We start from the raw sequence: 25299 nt of genomic DNA, 5'->3' as shown, positions 1-25299 counted from the left end.
TCATTCTTCGGGCAGGGCCGGCTGCGTTTCCACCGGCAGGGTAAAGCAGACGGTAGCCCCCTGCCCGGCTTCCTGCGGGGCGATCCAGATGCGGCCCTGGTGCGCCTCGATGATGGCGCGACAGATCGCCAGTCCCAGGCCCACGCCGGGGGTGCTGGACTCGTTGTCGCCACGGGTGAATTTCTCGAAGGCATGCTGCGTCATGGCCGGCGGGAAGCCGCGCCCCTGGTCGCTCACGCTGACCTTGAGCTGGCGGCTGCCATCGCTCTGCTCGACGTGGGCCGCGATGGTGATGGGACTGCCGGCGGGTGAGTACTTGATGGCGTTCTCCACCAGGTTGGCCAGTACCCGCTCCAGCAAGACCGCATCCACCCGCAACAAGGGCAGGTCGGCAGCGATGCGGGTCTCGACCTGTCGTCCTTCCAGCGCCTTGGCCAGCAGACGCAGCGCCGAGCCGGTCAATTCTTCCAGGGCATTCCATTGCCGGTTCAGCGTAACCACACCGGCCTGCAGCCGTGCCATGTCCAGCAGGTTGTTCATCAGCCCGACCATCTTCTGCGACTGCTCGCTGATGGTACGGGCCATGGCGCGAGCGTCGTCGTCCAGGCGGGCATTGGCGGCCAGGACGTCGGCACTGCCCACCAGCGAGGTCAACGGCGTGCGCAGGTCGTGCGAGATGGCCGACAGCAGCGAATTGCGCAGGCGTTCCGATTCCATGGTCACCAGCGCATCCTGGGCCACCTCGGCGTAGTGCAGGCGTTCGATGGCCATGGCGATCTGGGAACAGAAGATTTCCAGCATCTGCCGATTCTCAGGCAGCGCCAGCTGGGCGGCCGCCAACTGGCCTTCTTCCTCGCTGGCGGCGTCGATGGCAAAAGCCAGTACGCCACGGGTCCGCATGGTGGCCGTCAGCGGCAGGTACAGGGCTGCGGCCGAGGGTAAGGTGGCCGTGCCCTTGCCGGCCGCCTGTCCATTGTCATAGACCCACTGCGCCACGCCCGCATCCACGCTGTGCAACACATGCGCGCCACTACCTTCCTGCTCCGGCGCGGTCAGGCGCAACTGGTCGGCACTGTCCGGCAGGAAGAAGGCGATGCGCGCCCCGAACACCGCGGCCAGGTGACGGCGGCCGATTTCCAGTATCTGGTCCAGCGTGAGCAGGGCCGACAGTTCCTTGCCCAGCATGTAGAGATTGGCGGCCCGCGCCTCGCGCTGCATGGCCACGCTGGCCTGGCGCCGCAGGCGTGCCGTGAGCGAACTGATGAACAGCGACACCGCCAGCATCACCGCCAGGGTCAGCAGGTACTGGGCGTCGGACACCGTGATCGAAAAACGCGGATCGACGAAGAAGAAATCGAAGGAGATCACCGACAGCACCGACACCAGCGCCGACGCTGCCCGCCCATGGCGCATCGCCACCAGCATCACGCCCACCAGGTAGAGCATGATGACGTTGGCCGGATGCAGCTTGCCGTCCAAGAGGAAGGCCAGCGTCGTGGTGGCTGCGCAGCTGGCCACGGCCCACAGGGTGCCACGCGTGCGACGCCGCCGCGTGAGCAGGGCCTCGGCCGCGCTGGCCGCACTGTCGGTACCGTCACCGGCACGTCCCTCGGGCTGCTCCCGGGTGCGGCTGCGGGCGATGGTGTAGAGATCGATCTCGCCACCGGCCGCGGCGATACGTTGCGCCAGCGAACCACGCGGCCACTGCAGAAGGTGACGCAGACCGCGGCTCTGCTGGCCGATCACCAGCTTGCCGGCGTTGCGGCTGCGGGCAAACTGCAGCAGTGCGGCGGCCAGCTCTTCACCACTGATGCTGGCCGTTTCCGCACCCAGCGATTGCGCCAGTTTCAGATAGGCCACCACCCGCTCGCGGCTGGCCATGGCCTGGCGCTGGCGCGGCAGATCCACATGCACCGCCAGCCATTCGGCCTGCAGCTTGGCGGCCAGCCGGGCGCCTTCACGGATCAGGCGTTCTTCACCGACGCCGCTGCCGATGGCCACCACGATGCGCTCACGCGCCTGCCACAGCTGGGCGATGGAGCGGTCGGCGCGGTACTGGCGCATGTCGGCATCGACACGGTCGGCGGTGCGGCGCAGTGCAATTTCGCGCAGCGCGATGAGATTGCCCTTGCGGAAGAAGTTGCGGCCGGCCTTCTCGGCCTGTTGCGGCAGATAGACCTTGCCCTGCTGCAGCCGCGCCAGCAGTTCGTCGGGCGGGATATCGACCAGCTTGACGTCGTCGGCTTCGTCGAAGACATGGTCGGGCACGGTCTCGAAGACGCGGATGCCGGTGATCTGGCCCACCACGTCGTTGAGGCTTTCGATGTGCTGCACATTGAGGGTGGTGTAGACATCGATGCCGGCGCGCAGCAGTTCATCGATGTCCTGCCAGCGCTTGGCATGGCGCGAACCGGGGACATTGGAGTGCGCCAGTTCGTCCACCAGGATCACGCCGGGCCGGCGTTCCAGCGCGGCATCCAGGTCGAACTCGGGCAACTGGCGATTGCGGTAGGCCACCATGCGCATGGGCAGGCGCGCAATGCCGGCCAGTTGCGCCTCGGTCTCGGCACGGCCATGGGTTTCGACCACGCCGGCGATCACGTCCACGTCCTGGCCAGCCAGCGCCTGGGCGGCTTCCAGCATGGCAAAGGTCTTGCCGACACCGGCCGAGAATCCGAAGAATATCTTCAGGCGGCCGCGTGCCTGGCGCTCTTCGTCGCGCATCACGCGTTCCAGCAGGTCGTCGGGGTCGGGGCGTTGGTCCATGGCGGGTATTCGGGTTGCTGGCATTGTAGTGGCAAAAGGCCGGGGGCACGGCAAACGCGTGCCCCCGGCCTGACTTGCGCGGACGTCTGACCTACTTGGGATCGGCCTGGGCGCGCATTGGCGCGGCCACATCCAGGGCCAGGTTCAGCTTGAGCACATTGACGCGTGGTTCACCGAACAGCCCCCATTGCGGGGTCTCGCTATTGCCACGGATCAGCGCCCGCACCTGCTCCACGCTCACGCCACGTGCACGGGCCACGCGAGCGGCCTGGTAGTCGGCAGCGGCCGGGCTGATGTGCGGGTCCAGGCCACTGGCCGAGGCCGTCAGCAGGTCGATGGGGATGGCGCCGGTGTTACCGGGATCGGCTTCCTGCAGGGCCTTGGCGCGGTCTTCGGCGGCCTGCTTCAGGGCCGGATTGGTCGGGCCCAGGTTGCTGCCACCGGAGGCCATGCCGTTGTTGGGGAAGGTGCCCGAGGCCGAGGGGCGGCCCCAGAAATAGGCCGGGCTGCTGAAGTTCTGGCCGATCAGTTCGGAGCCGACCGGCTGTCCCTGGCGTTCGATCAGGCTGCCATTGGCCTGCTGCGGGAAGAAGGCCTGCGCCAGGCCGGTCACCAGCAGCGGGTAGAGGCCGCCCAGCAGCACGCCCAGCAGGATGAACAGCGTGATGGCCGGACGCAGGGGATGGGGAGTAGAGGTTTTCATGAGGCTTTCCTTGGAGCTAGGAGACAAGTTCATACCAGGCCGAAAGCGGCCAGCAGCATATCGATCAGCTTGATGCCCACGAACGGCACCAACAGACCACCCAGACCGTAGATCAGCAGGTTGCGACGGAGCAGCACGGCCGCGCCCAGGGCGCGATAACGCACTCCACGCAGGGCCAGCGGGATCAGGCCGACGATCACCAGCGCATTGAAGATCACGGCCGACATGATGGCCGAGTCGGGGCTGGCCAGATGCATCACGTTCAGCGCGCCCAGCTGCGGATAGGTCGCCACGAACATGGCGGGAATGATGGCGAAATACTTGGCCACGTCATTGGCGATGCTGAAGGTGGTCAGGCTGCCGCGCGTCATCAGCATCTGCTTGCCGATCTCGACGATCTCGATCAGCTTGGTCGGATTGGAGTCCAGATCGACCATGTTGCCGGCTTCCTTGGCCGCCTGGGTGCCGCTGTTCATGGCCACGGCGACGTCGGCCTGGGCCAGCGCCGGGGCGTCGTTGGTGCCGTCGCCGGTCATCGCCACCAGCTTGCCTTCGGCCTGGTGCTGGCGGATCAGCGCCAGCTTCTGCTCCGGCGTGGCCTCGGCCAGGAAGTCATCGACACCCGCTTCGGCAGCGATGGCAGCAGCGGTCAGGCGATTGTCACCGGTGATCATGATGGTCTTGATGCCCATGCGGCGCAGTTCGCCGAAACGTTCCTTGATGCCGCCCTTGACGATGTCCTTCAGCTCCACCGTGCCGAGGATGCGGATCGGCGCACCCTGGTTGACCACGGCCGCCTCGGCGTGCCATTCGATGACCACCAGCGGCGTACCGCCACGACGGGCGATGGCTTCCACATCGCTCTCCACCTGCGCCGGCAGGCGCTGGTCGGCCGAGCGCACCAGCTTGCGGATGGCATCGGCAGCACCCTTGCGGATGCGACGGCTGCCGATGTCGATGCCGGAGACCCGGGTCTGCGCCGAGAACGGAATGAATTCCGCGCCCAGGCCGGCCATCTCGCGTTCGCGCAGATTGAAGCGGTTCTTGGCCAGTACCACGATGCTGCGGCCTTCCGGCGTTTCATCGGCCAGCGAGGCCAGCTGGGCGACATCGGCCAGTTCGCGCTCGGCCACGCCCGGCGCCGGCATGAAGGCGGCGGCCTGGCGGTTGCCGAGGGTGATGGTGCCGGTCTTGTCCAGCAGCAGCACGTCGACGTCACCGGCGGCTTCCACGGCACGGCCGGAGGTGGCGATCACATTGGCCTGCATCATGCGGCTCATGCCGGCCACACCGATGGCCGAGAGCAGGCCGCCGATGGTGGTCGGGATCAGGCACACCAGCAGCGCCACCAGGGCCGTGACCGACACCGGCGCACCAGCACCGGCGGCGGTCACGGAAAAGATCGAGAACGGCAGCAGGGTCACCGTCACCAGCAGGAACACCAGCGTCAACGCCACCAGCAAGAGCGTGAGGGCCAGCTCATTGGGGGTCTTCTTGCGGCTGGCGCCTTCCACCATGGCAATCATGCGGTCCAGGAAAGCTTCGCCCGGATTGACCGAGACCCGCACCACGATCCAGTCCGACAGCACGCGCGTGCCGCCGGTGACGGCCGAAAAATCGCCGCCGGATTCGCGGATCACCGGTGCCGATTCGCCGGTGATGGCGCTCTCGTCCACGGTGGCCACGCCCTCGATGACGTCGCCGTCGGCCGGCACGGTATCGCCGGCTTCGATGAGGATCAGGTCGCCCTTGCGCAGGCTGTCGCCTTCCACCACTTCACACTGGCGGGCGGCGTTCGCAGTGCCTGCCACCGAGGCCGCATTGCGCAGCTTCTTGGCCGTCACGCTCTTCTTGACCCCGCGCAGGGCCGCGGCCTGGGCCTTGCTGCGGCCCTCGGCCAGGGCCTCGGCGAAGTTGGCGAAGAGGACCGTGAACCACAGCCAGGCGGCTACGGCACCGATGAAACCGGCCTGCGCCTCACCCTTGCCGACCAGCGCCTGGATGAACAGCAGCGTGGTCAGGATGCTACCGAGATAGACCACGAACATCACCGGATTGCGCCACTGCACGCGTGGCGACAGCTTGCGTACGGCATCGGCCAGGGCCGGCTTGACGATCTTCGGATCGAACATCCAGCGCGCGGTCTGCGCGGCGGACGGAATGGCATCGGCCTGCAGCTTGCTGGCAGCGGCCGGAGTATTGCTGGAAGGGGTAGTCATAGGTTTTCCGTTGCGGGTTGCTGCGCGGCGCGGGCCATCTACGCCCCTGCCGCGCAAGCCATCGATTCAATTACATCGCCATCATCTGCAGGTGTTCCACCACCGGACCCAGCGCCAGTGCCGGCACATAGGTCAGCGCACCCACCAGGATCACCGCGCCGATCAGCAGGGCCACGAACAGCGGACCGTGCGTGGGCAAGGTGCCGGACGTGGCCGCCAGGCGCTTCTTGCCGGCCAGCGAACCGGCCATGGCCAGCACCGGCACGATGATGCCGAAGCGGCCCAGCCAGGTGCAGAGGCCGGTCGTGATGTTGTAGTACGGCGTATTGGCCGAGAGCCCGGCAAAGGCGCTGCCGTTGTTGTTGGCCGCCGAGCTGAAGGCGTACAGGATTTCCGAGAAACCATGCGCACCGGGGTTGGCGATGCCGGCCAGGCCGCCCTCCACCATCACCGACAGGGCGGTGAAGATCAGCACCAGGGCCGGGGTCATGAGGATGGCGATCGACATCATCTTCATGTCGAACACGCCGATCTTCTTGCCCAGGTATTCGGGCGTACGGCCGATCATCAGGCCGGCGATGAACACCGCCAGCACCGCGAAGATGAGCATGCCGTACAGGCCCGAGCCGACGCCGCCGAACACCACCTCACCCAGTTGCATCTGCAGCATCGGCACCAGCCCGCCCAGTGGCGAGAGCGAGTCGTGCATGGCATTGACCGCACCGCAGGAAGCCGCCGTGGTGATGGAAGCGAACAGGGCCGAGGCCGGGATGCCGAAGCGGGTCTCCTTGCCTTCCATCATGCCGGGGCCGGAAGCGTGCAGCGACGCCAGCATGGGGTTGGTCTGCGATTCGCTGTACATCAGTACCAGCGTGAGCACCACGAACAGCAGTGTCATCGAGGCCAGGATGGCCCAGCCCTGGCGCCGGTCACCAACCAGCACGCCGAAGCTGGTACAGAGCGCGGCCGGAATGATGAGGATGGCCAGCATCTGCAGGAAGTTGGAGAGCGGAGTCGGGTTCTCGTAGGGGTGGGCCGAGTTGGCATTGAAGAAGCCACCGCCGTTGGTGCCGATCATCTTGATGGCCTCCTGCGAGGCCACCGGTCCCATCGGCAAGGTCTGCCGGTCGGTGCTCTGGGCATCGACCAGCGGTTCGCCCTTGGCATCCTTTAAAGGCTGGCCGGCAGCATCCAGTTTTGGCACGGTGTAGTGGGTCACTTCCAGCGTCTTCACTTCCTGGTAGGCGCGGAAGTTCTGGATGCTGCCCTGCTGCACCAGCACCAGGGCCAGCACCACCGACAGCGGCAGCAGCACATAGAGCGTGCTGCGGGTCAGGTCCACCCAGAAGTTGCCGATGCCCTTGCTGCTGTGGCGGGCAAAGCCGCGAATGAGCGCGAAGGCGATCGCAATGCCGGTGGCCGCCGAGAGGAAGTTCTGTACCGCCAGCGCCGCCATCTGGGTCAGGTAGCTCATGGTGGCTTCACCCGCATAGCCCTGCCAGTTGGTATTGGTAACGAAGCTCAACGCGGTGTTGAAGGACGAGTCGGGACTGATGGTGGGCAAGGCCTGCGGATTGAGCGGCAACCATTGCTGGAGGCGCTGCAGCAGGTACACCACGATCAGCCCGAGGAAGTTGAACAGCACCACGGCGATGGCGTACTGCTTCCAGTCCATGTCTTGCTCGCGGCTGATGCCACAGAGGCGATAGAAGACGCGTTCGACGCCACCGAAGAGGCGGTTCACGCGTGACTTTCCCTCCATCACGCGGGCCATGTACCAGCCCAGCGGCAGGGAGAGAATCAGCAGCACGGCCAGGTAGAGGCCGAGCTGGAGGTAGTTGTTGCTGTCCATGTCAGAAGTCCTCCGGCTTGATCAGCGCATAGACCAGGTACAGCAACAGGGCAATGGAAACGACCAGCCCCAGCAGATACATGAGGTTCATTTCTTCTCGCCTTCCTGCCGTTCCAGACGGCTGCACAGGGCGATGAATGCCCACATCGAGATGCCGCAGAGCAGCAGCATACCCACGTAGAGAAAATCCGTTTGCCACATTTCCCACTCCATTGTTGACGTTGTGTCCCGCCGCTCCGGGAACCGGAATCAGCGACAGTGGAACGATAGGGAAAGCGGCATTAAATCCGGGTAAATGTTTGGGGCGGGGGTGTAAACAAGACGTAAACGTGGGCAGGCAAGGTGATGACGTACGGCGGAGCGAGGTGGGGTCGGGCGAGAAGAGGTGACTTGCAGGAGAAAACAATAGCGGCCGGCAGCGCCGGCCGATCAGACGTCGGACACCTTGCCCAGTTCGACGCGGTTCTTGCCCAGGCGCTTGGCGGCGTACATGGCCTTGTCGGCCATGGCCAGGAGTTCTTCGGGGCCGACTTCGCCGTCCAGGTCGGGGTGATAGACCGCCACCCCGATACTGCTGGAGATGTTGACCGTGGAGTGGGTCAGCTGGAAGGGTTCGCGGATGGTATGGAGGACCTTCTCGGCCACCATCAGGGCGTCTTCCTGGGATTGCAGGTTTTCCAGGATCACCACGAACTCGTCGCCGGCCAGGCGCGCCACGGTATCGACGTCGCGCACCGATTGTTGCAGACGCCTCGCAAACTCGACCAGCAGTTCATCGCCGGCTTCGTGACCATAGCGGTCGTTGATGCCCTTGAAGCCATCCAGGTCCATGAAGAACAGCGCCAGCAGTTGATGGGCGCGGCGTGCGCGCATCATGCCCTCGGGCAGGCGGTCGCTGAAGGCGCGGCGATTGGGCAGGCTGGTCAGTACGTCGGTGAGGGCCAGTTCGCGCATCTGGTCGCGGAAGGCCAGCCGTTCGGTGATGTCGTGCAGGAAGGCGATGAACAGGTGGCCGCTCTGGCGCTTGACATGCCCGACCGTGATCTCGATGGGCAGTTCATGTCCATCGTGATGCAGGGCCTGCAGTTCGATGCGGTTGTTGATGACCACGCTGGTGCCATCTTCGAAGAACTTCTCCATGCCGCGATTGTGGGCGGCGCGCATGTCGGGCGGGATGATCAGTTCGGCCATGTCGCGCCCCATGGCCTGGTCACGTGGCCAGCCCAGCAGCAGTTCGGCCTGACGGTTCCATTCGACCACCCGACCGTGTTCGTCGGCGGCAATGAAGGCGTCCTGAGCGTTTTCCAGGATGGCGCGCAGTTCAGCGGCGCTTTCTTCCAGCTGGATCTGGTTGGCCTGTTGCTGGTCCAGCGCCTGCTGCAGGGCGGTGGCAGTCTCGTGCAGGCGGCTGGTGCGCTCGGCGACGCGATGCTCCAGGCTTTCATTGAGGGAGCGCACTTCGCGCAGATAGCTTTCTTCGCGGGCCACCATGTTGACCAGGGTGGAGGACAGCAGATGGATTTCGCGATAGCTGTCCACCCGCGGGATGGAGACGTCGGAGCGACCGGCGGCGCGTTGCTCCAGCGCTGCCGAGAGTGCGTTGATGGGCGCCACCAGGCGTCGCGTGAGCACATAGGCCAGGATCACCAGCACGGCCCCGGAGAGCGTGCCGACCACGATCACGCGTCGCTCCAGATCGCGGAAGGCGGCCAGCGCCACCGATTCGGGCTGGCGCACCAGCACGCTCCAGTTCAGTTTCATGCCGCCCTGCCGGCCGGTACGGGCGTAACCGGTGACATAACGCAGACCGTCGGGCCAGGTCTCCAGCAGCGAGCCGCCGGTACGCGAGGCGCGTGCGGCACGCAGGCTGGCGGTATCGATCTTGGTTTCTTCGAGATTGCGGGGACCGAGGATGACGGTGTCGTCATCGCGCACGATGATCACGTCGACGTCATAGCGGTTGCCGGTGGGGTCGAGCAGCTTGGCGGCGATATCGCGGGCCCAGCTCCAGGACAGCTGCATGCCCAGCACCCCCACCAGATGGCCATTTGCATCCTGCACGGGTGCGGAGAGGTCGACGAAACGCCAGGGATCGGACTGCGGCTGCAGCTTCTTGCTCAGGAGGAGTGCGGGATGGTAGTCGCCCGCGTATTCGCTTTTCCGGCCTTCCTGAAACCAGGGGCGCTCGGCCACGCTGACACCTTCAAGCAAGCCATTGGTAGCCGCCAGTACGGCACCATCGGGTTGCGCCAGGCCGATCCAGGCATAGTGCGGCACATTGGACTGCAGTTCGTTGAGCACCCGGCGCACGCGCGCTACGTCAGTCGCGGCGCGGATGGACGGGCGTTGCAACAGCAGGCGCAGATCGATTTCGCGTTCACTCATGCCGCGCTCAAGCGCGTCCTGCATCTGCCAGGCCAGCTGCTTCATGCGTGTTTCGGACTCCGAACGCGCATAACCGCGCGTGAACTGATCCACCAGAATCAGCACTGACACGGTCGTGATGAGCACGGTTATAACCACCCCCAGCGTAATCAGCGACGACAGATTCGGCGGAGATGGGGCGTTTTTCTTGTTCAATTCAGACAAAATGCTGCGATACGACTGGATGCATGACGGCTCCCCTGTGAACCGCTTGGGTATTTCGGCATCTTGCCAGAACAACTATGGTTTTTCATCGCATTTCCCGAAAAACTTCGAGAAAATTTTTACGCAGGAAAATACTCACCAATACTCCGCAGCGCTTCTCCCTCAAAGCGACATGACTGCAGACAAAAGCGCGCAATAGACAGCATTTCCCGACAGGCGGGAAATGCAAAAAGACAACGGATGGCGACGATCTGTGAGGATCGCGGCCATCCGTCGCGGGGTGGGGAATGGAGATTTACAGGCCGGCACACACGCCATCGGCGCGGGGATCGGTGGCGCCTTCGATGACGCCATCCGGATGCACGCAGACGGCGCCGGCGTGTCCCATCATGTCGGTGTATTCCTCCACCACCTGCACTTCGTGACCTGCCTGGCGCAGGGCGTCGATGGTAGCGGCCGGCACCCGGCCTTCGACCTTCAGGTTGGTGGAGACATCGCCCCAGGTCCGCCCCAGCAGCCAGCGCGGTGCGCTGACGGCGGCCTGCAGGTTCTGGCCGAAGAGCACATGACGGGTGAATACGGCGGCCTGGGTCTGCGGCTGCCCTTCCCCACCCATGGTGCCGTAGGCCAGGGTACGGCCATCCTCCAGACGCGCCAGCGAGGGATTGAGGGTATGGAACGGCAGCTTGCCGGGTTGCAGCTGGTTGGCGCCATCGTCCAGGGTGAAGCTGGCGCCACGGTTCTGCCAGACGATGCCGGTATCGGCCGGCACCACGCCGCTGCCGAATTCCCAGAAGATGCTCTGGATGTAGCTGACCACGCGGCCCTGCGCATCGGCCGCGCCCATCCAGATGGTGTCGCCGGGCTTGGCCGGATGCGGCCATGGCGCGGCCTGCTGCAGGTGGATCTGGCGGGCTTCCTGGTCCAGTGCATCGGCCAGCAGCCAGTGCGCCGCGTCCACGCTCATTTGGGCCGGGTCCGTGACATGCTTGTTGCGCAGGATGAAGGCGCGCTTGGTCGCTTCCACCAGGCCGTGGATATGGGCGAAGCCGTCGGCCTCGGTGATCCCCAGCCGGTCGAACAGGCCGATGATCATCAGCGCGGAAACGCCCTGCGTCGGCGGCGGCAGGTTGTAGACGCGGCCTGAGCGCAATTGCACCATCAACGGCTGCACGATCTGGGCGCGGAAGGCTTCCAGATCGGCACGACGTACCGGGCTGCCGGCCGCTTCCAGGCCCGCAGCCAGGGTGGCGGCGAGGTCGCCGCGATAGAAGTCGTCCAGCCCGGCTTCGGCCAGGCGCGACAGGCTGGCGGCCAGGGCTGGCTGTTTCAGCACCGTGCCCTGGGCCGGAATGCCGGCCGCGGCATAGGTGGCGGCGAAGCCAGGCTGATCCTTGAGTTCGGCCCACTTGTCGCGGGTGAGTTCATGTTGCGAACGGGTGATGGGGACCCCGGCCTGTGCGTGACGGATGGCGTCGGCCAAGAGCACCGGCAGCGGCAGAGCGCGGCCGAAGCGTTGCGCGTAATCGAGCGCGGCCGACCAGCCGCCCACGGCGCCGGCCACCGTCAGGGCCGCATGCGCGCCACGGGTGGGTACCGCGCTGTAGCCATGCCCGGCATAGAACGCCTTGGTCGCCAGACCCGCCGACGGTCCGCAGGCGCGGATGGCCACCGGCTCGCGACCGGGCTCGCTGATCAGCCAGAAGCCATCGCCGCCGATGCCGTTCATGTGCGGATAGACTACCGCGATGGCGGCCGCCGCAGCCACCATGGCTTCGACCGCATTGCCGCCTTCGCGCAGGATCTGCGCGCCGGCTTGGGCGGCCAGGTGATGAGGGGCGGTGACCATACCGCCCAGACAGGTCTTGCTATACAACATGGCTGACTCCTGAGGTTTTTATATTGGATGGGAAGGCAATGCGGCGATGATAACCGGGGACGGCGCAGCGTTCAGGCCGGTATCGTTTTCGGTGCATCCATCCAGGAAACATGCGCGGCGACGATGCGCCAGCCCTGCGGCAGGCGCAGCCAGGTATGGCTCTGGCGGCCGATGCGCGTTTCCCCCTCGCGGATGAACTCGGTATTGGCGACGGCATAGTCCTGACCGTAGGTGGTGATGACGGTCTGGCCCAGGGTGCGCATCAGGTTCTTCGGCGAGCGCCCCTGGCGAAAGGCGCGGATGGCCTCGGTCCCGACCAGGTTCTCGGTGGCGCCGTAGCGTACGGTATGCGGTCCATCGAGGAAGAGTTCATCCAGCACCTCGACCTGGTTGGTGGTCAGGGCTACTTCATAACGCTGGAAGGCATGGCGCACTTCGGCCACCACCTCCGGCAGGTTGATCTCGAACGGTTGTGTCGATTCCATGCTGATTCCTCTGTGTCCTCAGTGGGCGCCCAGATAGGCCTTGGCCAGGGCATCATTGGCGGCGATCTCGGCGGCCGTGCCCTGTGCCACCACGCGCCCGCCTTCGATCACATAGGCGCGGTCGGCCAGCGACAGCGCCAGGGCCGCCATCTGGTCCACCAGCACGATGGTCATGTTTTCGCGGCGCAACTGGTCCAGTGCCGCGAACAGTTCGGCGATCACCTTCGGCGCCAGTCCCAGAGATGGTTCATCCAGCAGCAGCACACGCGGACGCGACATCAGGCCACGGGCGATGGCCAGCATCTGCTGCTCGCCGCCAGAGAGCAGGCCGGCGCGATGATGCAGGCGCTCACGCAGGCGCGGGAAACGCCCCAGCATCTCCTCTACCCGCGCGTCCACATCCTGCGGATAGAGGAAGGCACCGAGGCGGATATTGTCCAGCACCGAGAGTTCAGGGAACACCTGCCGTCCCTCCGGCACCAGTACCACGCCATGGCGCACGATCTGCTCGGCGCGCAGGTGCATCAGGTTCACGCCACCGGCGTGGATGCCGCCTTCTACCGGACGATGCAAACCGGCCAATGCGCGCATCAGGGTGGACTTGCCGGCACCATTGGCGCCCAGCAGCGCAATCATCTCGCCCTGCCTGACCTGCAGGTTGATGCCATGCAGGACCGGTTCGGCGCCATAGCCTGTGACCAGCTCGCCCACGCCCAGCAATTCGCTGGCACCGGCCACTGCAGCGCGGGCCGCCGCCACCGGCTGCTGGCCGCCCTCGCCCAGGTAGGCCTTGCGCACGGCGGGGTCGTTCTGTACTTCCTGCGGGCTGCCGATGGCCAGGCGCTGGCCGGCGTCCAGGACCACGATGCGGCGCGAAATCTGCATCACCAATTCCATATCGTGCTCGACCACTACCACGCTGATGCCGGCCTCGGCGATGCGGGTCAGCAGTTGCGCCAGCAAGGTCTTGTCTTCGCGCGACAGGCCGGCAGCCGGTTCATCGAGCAACAGCACGTCGGGATCGGCGGCCAGCGCCCGGGCGATTTCCACGAGTCGACGGTCCACGTGGGCCAGATCGGCGCTGGGAATGTCGAGTGCACCGCGATAGCCGCAGAAGTCCAGCAGGCGGCGGCTGCGCTCGCGCACCGCGCCGGCCAGGAAGCCACGCGAGGACAGCAGGCCGCCCAGGCGACCACGGCCGCAGGCCAGCGCCACGTTGTCGGCCACCGACAGGCTGCCGAACAGTTGCGAAGTCTGGTAGGTACGGGCCACGCCATGACGGGCGATACGGAAGGCCGGCAGGCCGGCCAGTTCGGTATCGCCCAGCACGAAGCGACCGGCGCTGGGGCGATAGAAGCCGGAGAGCATGTTCAGCGCCGTGGTCTTGCCGGCGCCGTTGGGGCCGATCAGGCTGGTGACGGCGGCACCGGGCACCTCGAAGCCGAGATCGCTGACGGCACGCACGCCGCCGAAGACCATGGTGAGTCCGTCCGCGGACAAGGTGCGGCGCGTCCTCGACGGCAGCGCCGGCTGGGCCATGTCATCGTCCGGCGTAGCGGTGACGGAAGGTGCGAAGACGGCTGGCTTGCGCAGGCGCGCAGCGAGCTTGCCCAGCAGTCCCGTCACGCCATCCGGGGCGACCCACAGTACCAGCAGCAGCAAGGCACCGAAGAACAGGAGACGATAGTCTTCCAGGCTGGACAGCAGTTCCGGCAGCGCACCCACGATCACGGCACCGATCACCGGGCCAAGGATGGAACCGGAGCCCCCCAGCACCACCACCAGTACGAAGAGGATGGACTGCATGAAGCTGAAGGTGTCCGGCGTGACGAAGGTGGACAGCGGCGCGAAGAGCCCACCCGCCAGGCCGGCCAGTGCAGCCGACACCGCGAAGGCGACGGTCTTGATCACCAGCGGATTGAGACCGATGGATTCGGCCGCCGTCTCGCTGTCGCGCACGGCGCGCATAGCTGCGCCCCAGCTGCCGCGCGAGAGCCAGCAGTAGGCGGCCAGTACCACCGCCGCCGTTACCAGACCCAGCACGGCAATCGCGCGCTCGGCCTGCAAACCCATGAAGGATGGTGCGGCCAGACCCATGATGCCGTTCTGGCCACCGGTGAGGTCGCGCAGTTCGATGATGGCGTGCTGGATGATGAAGCTGAAGGCAATCGTGATCATGGCCAGGTAAGGCCCCTTCACGCGCAGTGCCGGCAGCGCCAACAGCATGCCCAGCGCACCCGCAACCACCGCTGCCAGTGGCCAGGCCAGCCAGAACGACAGCCCGGCCTTGGTGGTGAGGATGGCAACCGTATAGGCGCCCACTGCATAGAAGCCGACATGGCCGAAGGAGACCTGTCCGGTCAGGCCGATCAGGACGTTCAGACCGATGCCGACGATGGCCACCAGCGCAATGCCGGCCAGCACGAAGACGTAGTAGCTGTTGATCGAGAGCGCCAGCGTGATGGCGGCGATCAGGCCCAGCGCAGAAAACATCAGTGCGGCGGGCGTACCCAATCCGAGCTTGATGTTGGATGAGGAAGAAGGCTCGGCCGATGCTGCCGATGCTGGCGACGTGGAGCCCGTAGCCTGCGGACTGCGGGCAATGGAAGGGGGCAGACGATTCATACCTTTTTCACCTGTGCGCGGCCGAACAGGCCGTTGGGACGAATGGCCAGCACCACGATCACCAAAGCGAAGGTGATGATCTGGGTGTAACCGGAACCGAGGGTGGCCGTGATGAGAGCCTCGGCCATGCCGAACAGCAGGCCGGCGATCATCACGCCCCAGGCGCTGGTGATGCCACCGAGGATGGCCACCGCGAAGGCCTTCAGGCCGAACAGCGTACCCATGTCGGCATTGACGTTGAACAGCGGCGCGATCAGTACCCCGGCCACGCCGGCCAGCAGGGTCGAGAGCGCGAAGGCCACCGCGATGGCGCGGGTGATGGGAATGCCCATCAGGCGCGCCGCATCGCGGTTCTGCACCACCGCCAGCAGGGCCGTCCCCCAGCGGGTGCGACGCGAGACGGTATGCAGCAAGGCGGCCAGCGCCAGGCCGATGGCCGGGATCAGCAGGTGCAGCGGGTACACGCCCAGGCCCATGCCGCCCAGTTCGATGGACGACAGCGCCAGCGGCGAAGGCAGGCTGCGCGGCTCCTTGCCGAAGGTATGCATGACCAGGTTATCGAGCACGATGCCCAGCGCCACGGTGGACATCAGCCAGGCATTGGAGCCCTGGCGCGCGAAGGGGCGCACCGCCAGTATCTCCACCAACAATCCGTACAGCGCACAGGCTGCCAGGGCCAGCAGGATGGCCAGCCACATCGGCCAGCCCAGGGTCTGGGCGAAGGTGAAGCACAGCACGGCGCCCAGCATCATGGAGCTGCCCTGTGCAAAATTGACGGTGCCGGAAACGGCATACGTCATGTAGAAGCCGAGCGCCATCAGACCGTACATGCTCCCCAGTCCGAATCCGCTGATCAGTGCCGACAACAGCAACATCGTGTTCTCCTGGCGCCACCCGTGGCCCTGCACGGGCGAAAGGTGGCGCGTTTCTTTCCAAGTTTGCGTTACTGGCTCAGGCCGACCGGCAGGATGCGGTTGTCGATGAACTGCGCCCAGACATAGTCGTCGGCCTGCAGGGCGTCATGCACACCGGGGCTGAACGGCTTGACGTAGGTCTTGATCAGGCCTTCGTAGCGATCGATCTTGTAGAAGCCCTCGCGCACTGCATCGCCATTGGTGGAACCTGCCTTGGCGATGGCCAGCGCGGCCAGCTGCATGCCGTCATAGGCATTGGCCACGCCGACGGCGGGAGTGATGTCGTCCGGCCCCTTGATGGCGGGATACTTGGCCTTGAGCTCGGCCACCACCTTCTCGCCCACCGGGGAGAGCTTGCCGAAGAAGCTGAAGGTCTGGATGAAGTGGACGTTTTTGGCGTTTGGTCCGGCCAGTTCGGTGAAGCGGCCGCCGGCCGGTCCCCAGTGCGACACCACCGGCACCTTCCAGCCCATGCGATCAAGCGACTTGACCACCTGCGCCGAGGGACCGACGTTGCCCACCAGATACAGGGTATCGGCACCGGCGGCCTTGAGGCGGCTCAGTTGCGGCACCACGTCGACGTCGCTGGCTTCGAACTTCTCGATGCCGGCGGGCTTCATGCCCTTCTCGGCCAGTGCGGCGACGATGCCCTTCTCGTTGGACTCGCCCCAGGGATTGTTGACCAGGATCAGGCCGGCCTTGCTGCTCTTGAAGGTCTTTTGCGCATAGTTGAGCATGGCCTTGTCCACCAGCTCATCCACGGCCGAGACGCGGAAGGCGTAGTTGGGATTGGCGCCGTTCTTGGTCACACCGGTGCCCGCTGCCCAGGGACCGACGAAGGGGACTTTTTCCTGGTTGATGATGGGAACGATGGCCATCGACACCGGCGTATCGAGGCCGCCGAAGAGTACCGCCACCTTTTCCTTGAAGATCAGTTCGCGCGCCGCCACCACGCCCTTGGCGGGGTTGCCTTCGTCATCGCGGCGCACCAGTTCCAGCTTGCGGCCACCGAGCAGGCCGCCCTTGGCGTTGATCTCGTCGATGGCAATGCTCATGCCGCGGGTCAAGGCTTCGCCGGCCTGTGCGGACTGGCCCGACAGGGCGGTGACCAGACCGATCTTGATGGTGTCGGCGGCCAGCGCCAGCGGCGACAGTGCGGTGGCGACGGTGGCTGCTGCAGCGGCGATCAGGGTACGGCGCGTGAAACGGATCATGTGAATCCCTCCAGTAGGTTCCAGTAATTGAGTGAGTGCTCTGCCCGGCATGACTTATGCAAGGGCTATGCCAAGCAGCACCGTATCGCTTAATTATTGCCGACAATATTTATCTAATAGTCGCAGCATTTATTAGAGATTATTGCCACCGATAACCTATTTGAATTGCAGTCAATAACGCACAGATATTGTGCAGACCCTGGAGAAAATGATGCACGCCGCACCATCATCAAGCAGCCCCCTGACCTACGATCCTGCCGCGCTGGTAGATGAATACCTGCGTGTGCTGATGATTCCCGATCCGGTGGCGGCGCGCCGTTTCGTTTCGCCGGAGCTGAAAATCTGCTTTACCGGCGGGCGCGAGATGATCGATCCTGCACAATGTGCGGCCTTCAATGCCGGACGCTACGGCTGGGTCAAGAAGCGTTTCGAAGCGACCGAAGTGGTGACCGGTGCCACGCTGGAACAGGCCATCGTCTATAACCGCGGCACGCTGTACGGTGTCTGGCCCGATGGCGAGGCCTTCGAAGGCAACCGTTACGTCGACCGCTACGTGGTGCGCCACGGGCTGATCGTACAGATGGACGTGTGGAACGACAGCGCCGAACGCATGCTGGTGCGCGCCGGTCTGGCCGAACTCTGAGGGAGGACGCATGCAGACCACCATCCTGCCACCAGGCGCCGACGCTGCGCTGGGACAAGACGCCGGCCGCGATACCTACGGCGCCCTGCCCTCGCATGGCCGCTTCGGCTATTCGGCCATCCATCGCCGGCCGCACTATCGCTGGCCCAATGGCGCCCGACTGGCGGTCTACCTGGGCTTCAACATTGAGCACTTTGCCTTCGGCGAGGGCTTGGGGGCCAAGCTGGGACCGGTGTGCCCCGAACCGGATGTGCTCAACTACGCCTGGCGGGAATACGGCAACCGGGTCGGCGCCTGGCGTTGTCTCGAACTGTTCGAGCAACTGGGCTTGCCAGCCGGGGTGTTGATCAATACCGCACTTTACGATCACTGCCCCGAGCTGGTGGCGGCCTTTGTGGCGCGAGGGGATGAGTTGATCGGTCACGGCCACACCAACGCCCATCAGCAAGGCAGGCTGGACGAAGCGGCAGAAGCGGCGCTGCTGCGTCACTGCCGCGAGCGCATCGGTGCCGAGAGCGGGGTGGCCCCCACCGGCTGGCTTTCGCCCTGGATTTCGGAGAGCCTGGTCACGCCGGACCTGCTGCAGGAAACGGGATATCGCTACACCCTCAACTGGGCGCATGACGACCAGCCGGTACACATGCTCACGCGCAGCGGGGAGACGCTGTGGTCGATTCCCTATCCGCAGGAGTTGAACGACATTCCCATGATCGTGGCACGCCAGATGGACGGGCGCGATTTCTCCCGCATGATCGTGGACAACTTCGACGAGATGCTGGAGCAGTCGGTACAGCAACCGCTGGTGATGGGGATCGCCCTGCACCCCTATCTGGTGGGCCAGCCCTATCGTCTGCGCCATCTGCGCAGCGCCCTGCAACACCTGGCGGCCGCCCGCGACCGGGGAGAGATCTGGTTCACCACCCCCGGTGCCATCTGCGACCACGTCGCATCGCTGGAACAATTGCGCCAGCCTTTCTGAGGCCGGCATCCGTTTCTGGAGAATGAGTTGAATACTGCTTCAGGCATTGCACCTGCCATCACCAACACCAACGCCACCACCGCCTTCGACATCGATGACCACGTCGGCGCCTTCGTTGCGCATGGACGTTTCACCCTCGCCGGCACCGCCAGCGGTCCGCTGGCCGGGCTGCGCTTCGCGGCCAAGGACCTGTTCGACGTGGCCGGCCAGCCCACCGGCGCCGGCAATCCCGACTGGCTGCGCACACACCCCATCCCCCGGCGCAGCAATGCACTGGTCGATCAATTGCTGCAGGCCGGTGCCACGCTGGTCGGCAAGACCCTGACCGATGAGCTGGCCTACAGCATCCACGGTGACAACCACCACTACGGCACGCCGATCAACAGTGCCGCGCCGGAGCGCGTGCCGGGTGGCTCTTCCAGCGGTTCGGCGGCGGCCGTGGCGGCACGCTTGTGCGACTTCGCGCTGGGCACCGATACCGGCGGCTCGACCCGGGTGCCGGCCAGCTATTGCGGCGTGTGGGGCTTGCGCACCAGCTTCGGCCTGCTGTCCACGGCCAGCATGGCGCCGCTCTGCCCCAGCTTCGACACTGCCACCTGGCTGGCGCACGACCCCGAGGTCTTCGAGCGCGTCGGCCGGGCGCTGCTGCCGGGAACCGCCGATACGCCGCTGCGCAAGGTCTTGCTGCCGTTCGACATGCTGGAACTGGCCGATCCTGAATTCCACCCGGTCCTGCACCGGGTCTATGAGGGCCTGCGCAGCACCATGCCGGGCGAACACATGCGCCTGTCGGGCGCGGAGGGAGAGCTGGAAAGGTGGCGCCAGGCCTACGTCAGTGCCTCGGCCTACGACGCCTGGCAATGCCACGGTGACTGGATCAGCCAGACCCGGCCGCTGTTCGGCCCGGCCGTGCAGGCACGCTGGGACATGGCGCGTGAGACCAGCGCCGAGACCGCCCGCGCCGCACGGGAGAAACAGGACCTGGTACGTCATCGGGTGCGCACCTTGCTGGGGGCCGACGGGGTGGCGGTGATTCCCTCCGCATCCAGCGTGGCGCCGCTGCGCGATGCCAGCGCGGCCGAGATCGATCAGGTACGCGCACGCACCTTCCGGCTGACCTGTGTGGCTGGACTGGCGGGTCTGCCGCAGGTGAGCCTGCCCTTTACCAGCCCCGCCGGGCTGCCGATCGGCGTATCATTGCTGGGCCCGGCGGGCAGCGACCTGGCCCTGATCGGGCTGGCGACCCGCATCTGGCGCACGCTGCAAGGCGGCGCCGGCTGAGTTCCGGGCGCGAACCACCACTCGACAAGACGATGAGCGACACCTCTCCCCGCAAGACTGCCAAGCCCTCTTCCCGTACCCGCAAGCCTCCGGAGGTGAGCCCGGCACCGGCCCGACAGAGCCGCGCCGGCCGCCCCCGCGTGCGGCACGACGCGCTCACCGATGCCCCCGCACTGGTACTGGACGGCGAAGTGGGCGAGGACATCATCGCCCGCATCTACCAGACCGTTTTCGACAGTGTGATGAGCCAGCGCCTGACGCCGGGGACCAAGCTGCCGGAGGCGGCCCTGTGCGAGCTGTTCGGCGTGGGACGCACGGTGGTGCAGAAGGCCTTGCAGAAACTGGCACATGAACACATCGTGGAGTTGCGGCCCAATCGCGGGGCGGTGGTGGCCATGCCGACGCCGGAAGAGACACGCGAAATCTTCCAGGCGCGACGTGCACTGGAAGGCGCCATCATGCGCCTGGCGGTGCAGAACGCCACCCGCGCCGACCTGGCCAAGCTGCGCCGGCAACTGAAGGAAGAACACGAGGTCATGCACAGCTATGCGCAGACGCACTGGGCGCGGCTGGCGTCGTCCTTCCACATGCGGGTGGCCGAACTGTCGCGCAATGCCACGTTGCAACGCTACCTGAGCGAGTTGGTGTCACGCTGCTCGCTGATCGTGGCGCTGCATGAGCCGGCCGGCTATGCGGCCTGCGAGCATGACGAACACACCCATATCGTGGACCTGATCGAACGGGGCGATGCCGAGGGCGCGGTGGCGGCCATGGAAGCCCATCTGCTGTCGCTGGAAGAACATATCCACCTGGTCAGCGAGAAGAGCGGCAACAGCCTGGCACGGATGCTGGGGATGGAATAAGCCTTCGATTGAAAACGAGAAAAAAGGCGGCTGGGACGTGGTCCCTGCCGCCTTTTTTCCGTGGCGTTAGCACTGGACTAGATCGTCACATTTTCCTGCAGGGCGGCACGTGCCTCGGCAGCAATCTCGAAGGAATGCAGGCGCGCCGCATGATCGAAGATCTGCGCGGTAATGATCAGCTCATCGGGCGCATGTTCGTCGATGAAGGCCTGCAGGCCTTCCTGCACGGTGTCGCGGTCACCCACCACGGCACAGGCCAGCGAGCGCTCGACGTGCGCTTGCTCGCCCGGCTGCCAGAGCGCGTCGATGTCATCCACCGGCGGTCGCAACTGGCCGGGCGTACCACGGATCAGGTTCAGGAATTGCTGCTGCAGCGAGGTGAAGAGGCGCTCGGCTTCGCGCTGGGTATCGGCGGCGAAGACGTTCAGGGCCAGCATCACATAGGGTTTCTTGAGGGTGGCCGAGGGCTTGAAGCGCTCGCGATAGATCTGGATCGCCGACTTCATGAAGCCGGGGGCGAAGTGCGAGGCGAATGCAAACGGCAAACCCAGTTCGGCCGCCAGCTGGGCACTGAACATGCTGGAACCGAGCAACCAGATCGGTACCTTGAGACCGGCACCGGGGACGGCGCGCAGGGACTGGTAGTCAGACGGGTCGTCGAAATATTCCTGCAGTTCCTGCACGTCCTGCGGGAAGTTGTCGGCGGTATCCCCGCCCATGTGGCGGCGCAGGGCGCGCGCGGTGCGCTGGTCGGAACCGGGAGCGCGACCCAGGCCCAGGTCGATGCGACCGGGATAGAGTGACTCCAGGGTGCCGAACTGTTCGGCGATGACCAGCGGCGAGTGGTTGGGCAGCATGATGCCGCCGGAGCCGACGCGGATACTGCGGGTATGGGCGGCGACATGCGAGATCACCAGCGCGGTAGCGGCGCTGGCGATGCCGGGCATGTTGTGGTGTTCGGCCAGCCAGTAGCGCTTGTAGCCCAACGCTTCGGCGCGCTGCGCCAGTTCCTTGCTGTTGTTGAAGGCCTGGGCGGCGTTGCTGCCCTGGTTGATCGGGGATAGATCAAGAACGGAAAACGGAATCATGAATGGATCCTTGTGGGGGCAGCGGGATCGCCGCCGCACCGGTTGCCGGGGCATAGCCCCGGGATGAGCAGATGAGCCTGGGTGCGGCGCCTCAATCCAGCTTGACCACCAGCTTGCCGAAGTTCTTGCCCTGCAGCAGGCCCATGAAGGCCTCCGGCGCGTTTTCCAGGCCTTGCACCACGTCTTCGCGGTAGTGCAGCTTGCCTTCCTTGAGCCAGGTGCCGACTTCCTTCTGGAAGGCGGCATACAGGTCGGGACGGTTGACGTAGTAGTCGAAGATGATGAAACCCTGCACGCGGATGCGCTGGGTCAGCACACGACGCAGGAAGGGGGCGCTCTCGGTGGCCAGGGTAGCGCCGTTGTAGTGGGCGATCAGGCCGCACACCGGCACGCGGGCGTGGATGTTGAGCAGCGGGAAGACGGCGTCCAGCACGGCGCCGCCGACATTTTCGAAATACACATCGATGCCACGCGGGCAGGCGGCCTGCAGCTGCTGCGCGAAGTCGGCGGCGCGGTGGTCGATGCAGGCGTCAAAACCCAGTTCCTTGACCGCCGATTCACATTTCTGCGCACCGCCGGCGATACCGACCACGTGACAACCGCGCTGCTTGGCGATCTGCCCCACCAGCGAGCCGACGGCACCGGTGGCGGCCGCGACCACCACCGTTTCACCTGCACGCGGCTGGCCGATATCGATCAGGCCGGCATAGGCGGTGTAACCCGGCATGCCCAGCACACCCAGTGCATGCGAGGGATGGGCGAAATCGGCGGGCAGCTTGTTGACGCCGCTTCCGTCGGAGATGGCGTACTCCTGCCAGCCGGTATAGGCCATCACGCGCTCACCTTCCTTGAAATCGGGGTGACGGGAGGCCACCACGCTGGACACGACGCCACCGGTCATGACGCCGTCGATTTCCACCGGCGGGGCGTAGGAAGGGGCGTCGCTCATGCGGCCGCGCATGTAGGGGTCCAGCGACAGCCACTCGCCGCGCAACAGGATCTGCCCTTCCAGCAGTTCGGGGATGGCGACTTCTTCCAGGCGGAAGTTGTCGGGGCCGGGGGCACCGGTCGGACGCGAGGCGAGGACGATGCGGCGATTGGTCTTGGCAATCTGGGTCATGGGTATTCCTTTCAGTGTTCTGTTCAATCAAGGTGAGAGCACGACGTTCATGTTGCGCTATCGCGCTATTGCGGCGGCACCAGTACGCGCCGGGTCACCAGCATGGCGGCTTCCATCGGTCTGCGGTCACGGCTGAGCTTGGTCAGCAGGCTGGCACCCAGCCATTGCTGGTAGAGCATGGTGGCCGTGGCCAGCGGTGCGAGCACGGTGTGCAAGGACCCTTCGGCGATACCCTCTTCGATGCAGGTGGCAATGCGTTCGATGAAGCGCTGCGTGCCGGCGTGCAGGACCTGACGCATGTCTTCGGAAAGATCGGCCACCTCGGCCGAGAGCTTGACCACCAGGCAGCGTTGTTCCACTTCCTGGCAGCACTGGCTTTCCAGCCAGTAGCCCCAGTAGGTCAGCAGACGCTCGCGGGCGCTGCTGTCATGGCTGGATTGACCGAGGACCTGTTCCAGCCGGTCCAGGTAACCGGCCACATAGTGCTCGATCAGTTCGCGGCCGTATTGTTCCTTGGAACCGAAGTAGTGATAGAAGGAACCCTTGGGGATGTCGGCAGCGGCCAGGATTTCCGACAGGCCGACGCCGGAGAAGCCTTTTTGCGCAATGATTGCGCGGCCGGCCAGGAGGATGTTGCGTTTGTTTTCGCCATAGTTTTCTCGCATGACAACCATTCTAACGAAAAATTAGACCGGTCGTCTAATACCGGTCTTTTTCGATGATTCAGGCGGATCGCGTGGACGATGAAGGGGGCGGCGGGAACAGGAACCACACCAGCAGCGCCACTCCTGCCGTACCCAGCCACACTGCCGGCCAGCCCTGCCACTGCAGTAGCAGCGGCACGGCCTGGGCGCAGAGGAAGAAGACCAGAAACACGCAACTGTTGCCCAGCCCGAGGGCGGTGCCGACCTGGGCCGGACCGGCCACCACGGCAAGTTCGGTATAGGCCACGCCGTGCCAGGCCGATACCACCACGCCCGCCACCACCAGCACCAGCGAGAGCCAGAACAAGGACGTCGACATGGCATGGGAAGCGAGTCCGCCCAGCAGGGCGAACAGCGCGGCGCTGGCCAGCGCACAGGTCCGCAGATAGGCGCGCCGGCGGCCACGGCGATCGGTCCAGCGGCCACTGGCAATGCGGGCCACCGCCGCCCCCACCTGCACCAGGGTCAGCAGCACGCTGATCGCCAGCAGGCCCGCCTGACCGACTTCGTGCAGGAAGATTCCGCCAAAGCTGATCAGCGCCACCTGCGGCGCGCAGAGCAGGCCGATACCCAGGGCCAGCCGCCATACCAGCAGACGACGCAGTGCGGGCGCGGCTGGTGTGGTCGATGCGATCACATGCGGCATGACCGGCGGCTCGCGCAGCCACAGCAGGACCAGGGCGACACTGCCCAGGCAAGCCGCCATCAATGCGCCATAGACCGCGCCAAAGCCGGCATGGGCCGCCAGCGACGGCAGCACCAGTGCACCCGCGCCGCCACCCAGTGGCACGGCCGTCTGGCGGATGCTCATGGCCAGACCGCGCTCACCGTCAGCAAACCAGCCCATGATGGCGCGGCCGCTGGCGCCATTGACACTGCCGCCCAGCAGGCCGGCCAGCATCAGGCCGCCGCACAGCCAGCCATAGGCCGCAGTGCCGTGACCGGGCAATGCATTCAGGATCAACAGGCCGAGCGCGACGCTGCAGCCCAGCAGGCCCGCGAGCAGCACCTTCCGGTCGCCCAGGCGATCGGTCAGCAGACCCCAGGGTAATTCGCCCAATGCCACGCCCAGGCTCAACAGGCCCAGCACCCAGCCCAGTTGCGCATTGCTGAGCTGGTAATCGCTGCGCAGCACCAGCGAGGTCACGGGAATGCCGGAAAACACGGCGGCGAAGCTGGCATTGGCCGCCACTCCCGCGGCCAATACCTTCCAGCGATGCGGGGAGGCCACCTGGAGCGCGGTGACCGGGGACGTAGATGGAACGGCAGGGAGGGTTTTCATGATGGCTGGCACGGGTGGAGATGCGCTGCAGTGTGCCGTGCACGGCCATGGCTTGAATGTCATAATTCCGGCACTTCAGGCCATTTGAGGTTT

At 65.5% G+C, this 25299-nt stretch carries 20 protein-coding genes; 5 read left to right on the top strand and 15 right to left on the bottom strand.

The features are described 5' to 3' along the window. The 6 genes from BTM36_RS05175 to BTM36_RS05150 form a co-directional block, all read right to left on the bottom strand. The gene (locus BTM36_RS05175) at nt 1-2766 is read right to left on the bottom strand and encodes a sensor histidine kinase KdpD (RefSeq protein WP_077235452.1); all 2766 of its coding nucleotides are present in this window, start codon (nt 2764-2766) and stop codon (nt 1-3) included. Between the two features lie 91 nt (nt 2767-2857). Continuing rightward, nucleotides 2858-3469: a potassium-transporting ATPase subunit KdpC gene (kdpC, locus tag BTM36_RS05170; RefSeq protein ID WP_077235451.1), complete on the bottom strand. Its 612-nt coding sequence runs from the start codon at nt 3467-3469 to the stop codon at nt 2858-2860. Between the two features lie 29 nt (nt 3470-3498). Further along, a complete protein-coding gene (gene kdpB, locus BTM36_RS05165) occupies nt 3499-5601 on the bottom strand; it encodes a potassium-transporting ATPase subunit KdpB (RefSeq protein WP_254426947.1) in 2103 nt (700 codons plus the stop codon). Between the two features lie 157 nt (nt 5602-5758). Next, nucleotides 5759-7540, bottom strand: a complete 1782-nt coding sequence (gene kdpA, locus BTM36_RS05160) for a potassium-transporting ATPase subunit KdpA (RefSeq protein WP_077235449.1) — start codon at nt 7538-7540, stop codon at nt 5759-5761. Between the two features lies 1 nt (nt 7541). Then, nucleotides 7542-7631 (bottom strand): K(+)-transporting ATPase subunit F, encoded by a 90-nt coding sequence (gene kdpF, locus BTM36_RS05155; protein ID WP_017452361.1) that lies wholly within the window; start codon nt 7629-7631, stop codon nt 7542-7544. 338 nt (nt 7632-7969) lie between these two features. Then, nucleotides 7970-10051: a diguanylate cyclase gene (locus BTM36_RS05150; RefSeq protein WP_368730704.1), complete on the bottom strand. Its 2082-nt coding sequence runs from the start codon at nt 10049-10051 to the stop codon at nt 7970-7972. Between BTM36_RS05150 and BTM36_RS28570 the strand changes: the two genes are divergently transcribed. Continuing rightward, nucleotides 10041-10328: a hypothetical protein gene (locus BTM36_RS28570; protein ID WP_174616811.1), complete on the top strand. Its 288-nt coding sequence runs from the start codon at nt 10041-10043 to the stop codon at nt 10326-10328. The two genes, BTM36_RS05150 and BTM36_RS28570, sit on opposite strands and share 11 nt — an antisense overlap. Nucleotides 10329-10424: 96 nt before the next feature. Here BTM36_RS28570 and BTM36_RS05145 read toward each other — a convergent pair whose 3' ends face one another. The 5 genes from BTM36_RS05145 to BTM36_RS05125 all read right to left on the bottom strand — a co-directional run bounded on the left by BTM36_RS05145 (nt 10425) and on the right by BTM36_RS05125 (nt 17246). Then, complete coding sequence (locus tag BTM36_RS05145) at nt 10425-12008, bottom strand: gamma-glutamyltransferase family protein (RefSeq protein WP_077235448.1); 1584 nt, start codon at nt 12006-12008, stop codon at nt 10425-10427. A gap of 71 nt (nt 12009-12079) precedes the next feature. After that, nucleotides 12080-12493: an oxalurate catabolism protein HpxZ gene (hpxZ, locus tag BTM36_RS05140; protein WP_077235447.1), complete on the bottom strand. Its 414-nt coding sequence runs from the start codon at nt 12491-12493 to the stop codon at nt 12080-12082. Between the two features lie 18 nt (nt 12494-12511). Continuing rightward, nucleotides 12512-15118, bottom strand: a complete 2607-nt coding sequence (locus BTM36_RS05135; RefSeq protein ID WP_077235446.1) for a branched-chain amino acid ABC transporter ATP-binding protein/permease — start codon at nt 15116-15118, stop codon at nt 12512-12514. After that, a complete protein-coding gene (locus tag BTM36_RS05130; protein WP_077235445.1) occupies nt 15115-15993 on the bottom strand; it encodes a branched-chain amino acid ABC transporter permease in 879 nt (292 codons plus the stop codon). Before BTM36_RS05130 ends, BTM36_RS05135 begins: the two co-directional genes overlap by 4 nt. 68 nt (nt 15994-16061) lie before the next feature. Beyond that, the gene (locus BTM36_RS05125) at nt 16062-17246 is read right to left on the bottom strand and encodes an ABC transporter substrate-binding protein (RefSeq protein WP_077235444.1); all 1185 of its coding nucleotides are present in this window, start codon (nt 17244-17246) and stop codon (nt 16062-16064) included. A 211-nt stretch (nt 17247-17457) separates the two neighbouring features. On the opposite strand from BTM36_RS05125, the gene BTM36_RS05120 reads away from it, so the two are divergent. The 4 genes from BTM36_RS05120 to BTM36_RS05105 are packed head-to-tail and all read left to right on the top strand — an operon-like array spanning nt 17458 to nt 21012. Beyond that, nucleotides 17458-17889, top strand: a complete 432-nt coding sequence (locus BTM36_RS05120; protein WP_077235443.1) for a hypothetical protein — start codon at nt 17458-17460, stop codon at nt 17887-17889. 10 nt (nt 17890-17899) lie between these two features. Then, nucleotides 17900-18868, top strand: a complete 969-nt coding sequence (locus tag BTM36_RS05115; protein WP_254426930.1) for a polysaccharide deacetylase family protein — start codon at nt 17900-17902, stop codon at nt 18866-18868. 27 nt (nt 18869-18895) lie between these two features. Next, nucleotides 18896-20149 (top strand): amidase, encoded by a 1254-nt coding sequence (locus BTM36_RS05110; RefSeq protein WP_077235442.1) that lies wholly within the window; start codon nt 18896-18898, stop codon nt 20147-20149. Nucleotides 20150-20181: 32 nt separating this feature from the next. Beyond that, complete coding sequence (locus tag BTM36_RS05105; RefSeq protein WP_077235441.1) at nt 20182-21012, top strand: GntR family transcriptional regulator; 831 nt, start codon at nt 20182-20184, stop codon at nt 21010-21012. Between the two features lie 77 nt (nt 21013-21089). On the opposite strand, the gene BTM36_RS05100 is transcribed toward BTM36_RS05105, so the two are convergent. The 4 genes from BTM36_RS05100 to BTM36_RS05085 form a co-directional block, all read right to left on the bottom strand. Further along, complete coding sequence (locus tag BTM36_RS05100) at nt 21090-22100, bottom strand: LLM class flavin-dependent oxidoreductase (RefSeq protein ID WP_077235440.1); 1011 nt, start codon at nt 22098-22100, stop codon at nt 21090-21092. 91 nt (nt 22101-22191) lie between these two features. Then, nucleotides 22192-23220, bottom strand: a complete 1029-nt coding sequence (locus BTM36_RS05095; protein WP_077235439.1) for an NADP-dependent oxidoreductase — start codon at nt 23218-23220, stop codon at nt 22192-22194. A 65-nt stretch (nt 23221-23285) separates the two neighbouring features. Continuing rightward, nucleotides 23286-23885, bottom strand: coding sequence for a TetR/AcrR family transcriptional regulator (locus BTM36_RS05090; RefSeq protein ID WP_006462032.1), 600 nt, complete (start codon nt 23883-23885; stop codon nt 23286-23288). A gap of 58 nt (nt 23886-23943) precedes the next feature. Next, complete coding sequence (locus BTM36_RS05085; RefSeq protein ID WP_077235438.1) at nt 23944-25206, bottom strand: MFS transporter; 1263 nt, start codon at nt 25204-25206, stop codon at nt 23944-23946. Between the last annotated feature and the right edge of the window lie 93 nt (nt 25207-25299).

Origin of the sequence: Herbaspirillum sp. VT-16-41, from assembly GCF_001994935.1 — a bacterium.
Taxonomy (GTDB): Bacteria; Pseudomonadota; Gammaproteobacteria; order Burkholderiales; family Burkholderiaceae_D; genus Herbaspirillum; species Herbaspirillum frisingense.
This window is presented reverse-complemented; position numbering and strand designations above follow the sequence as displayed.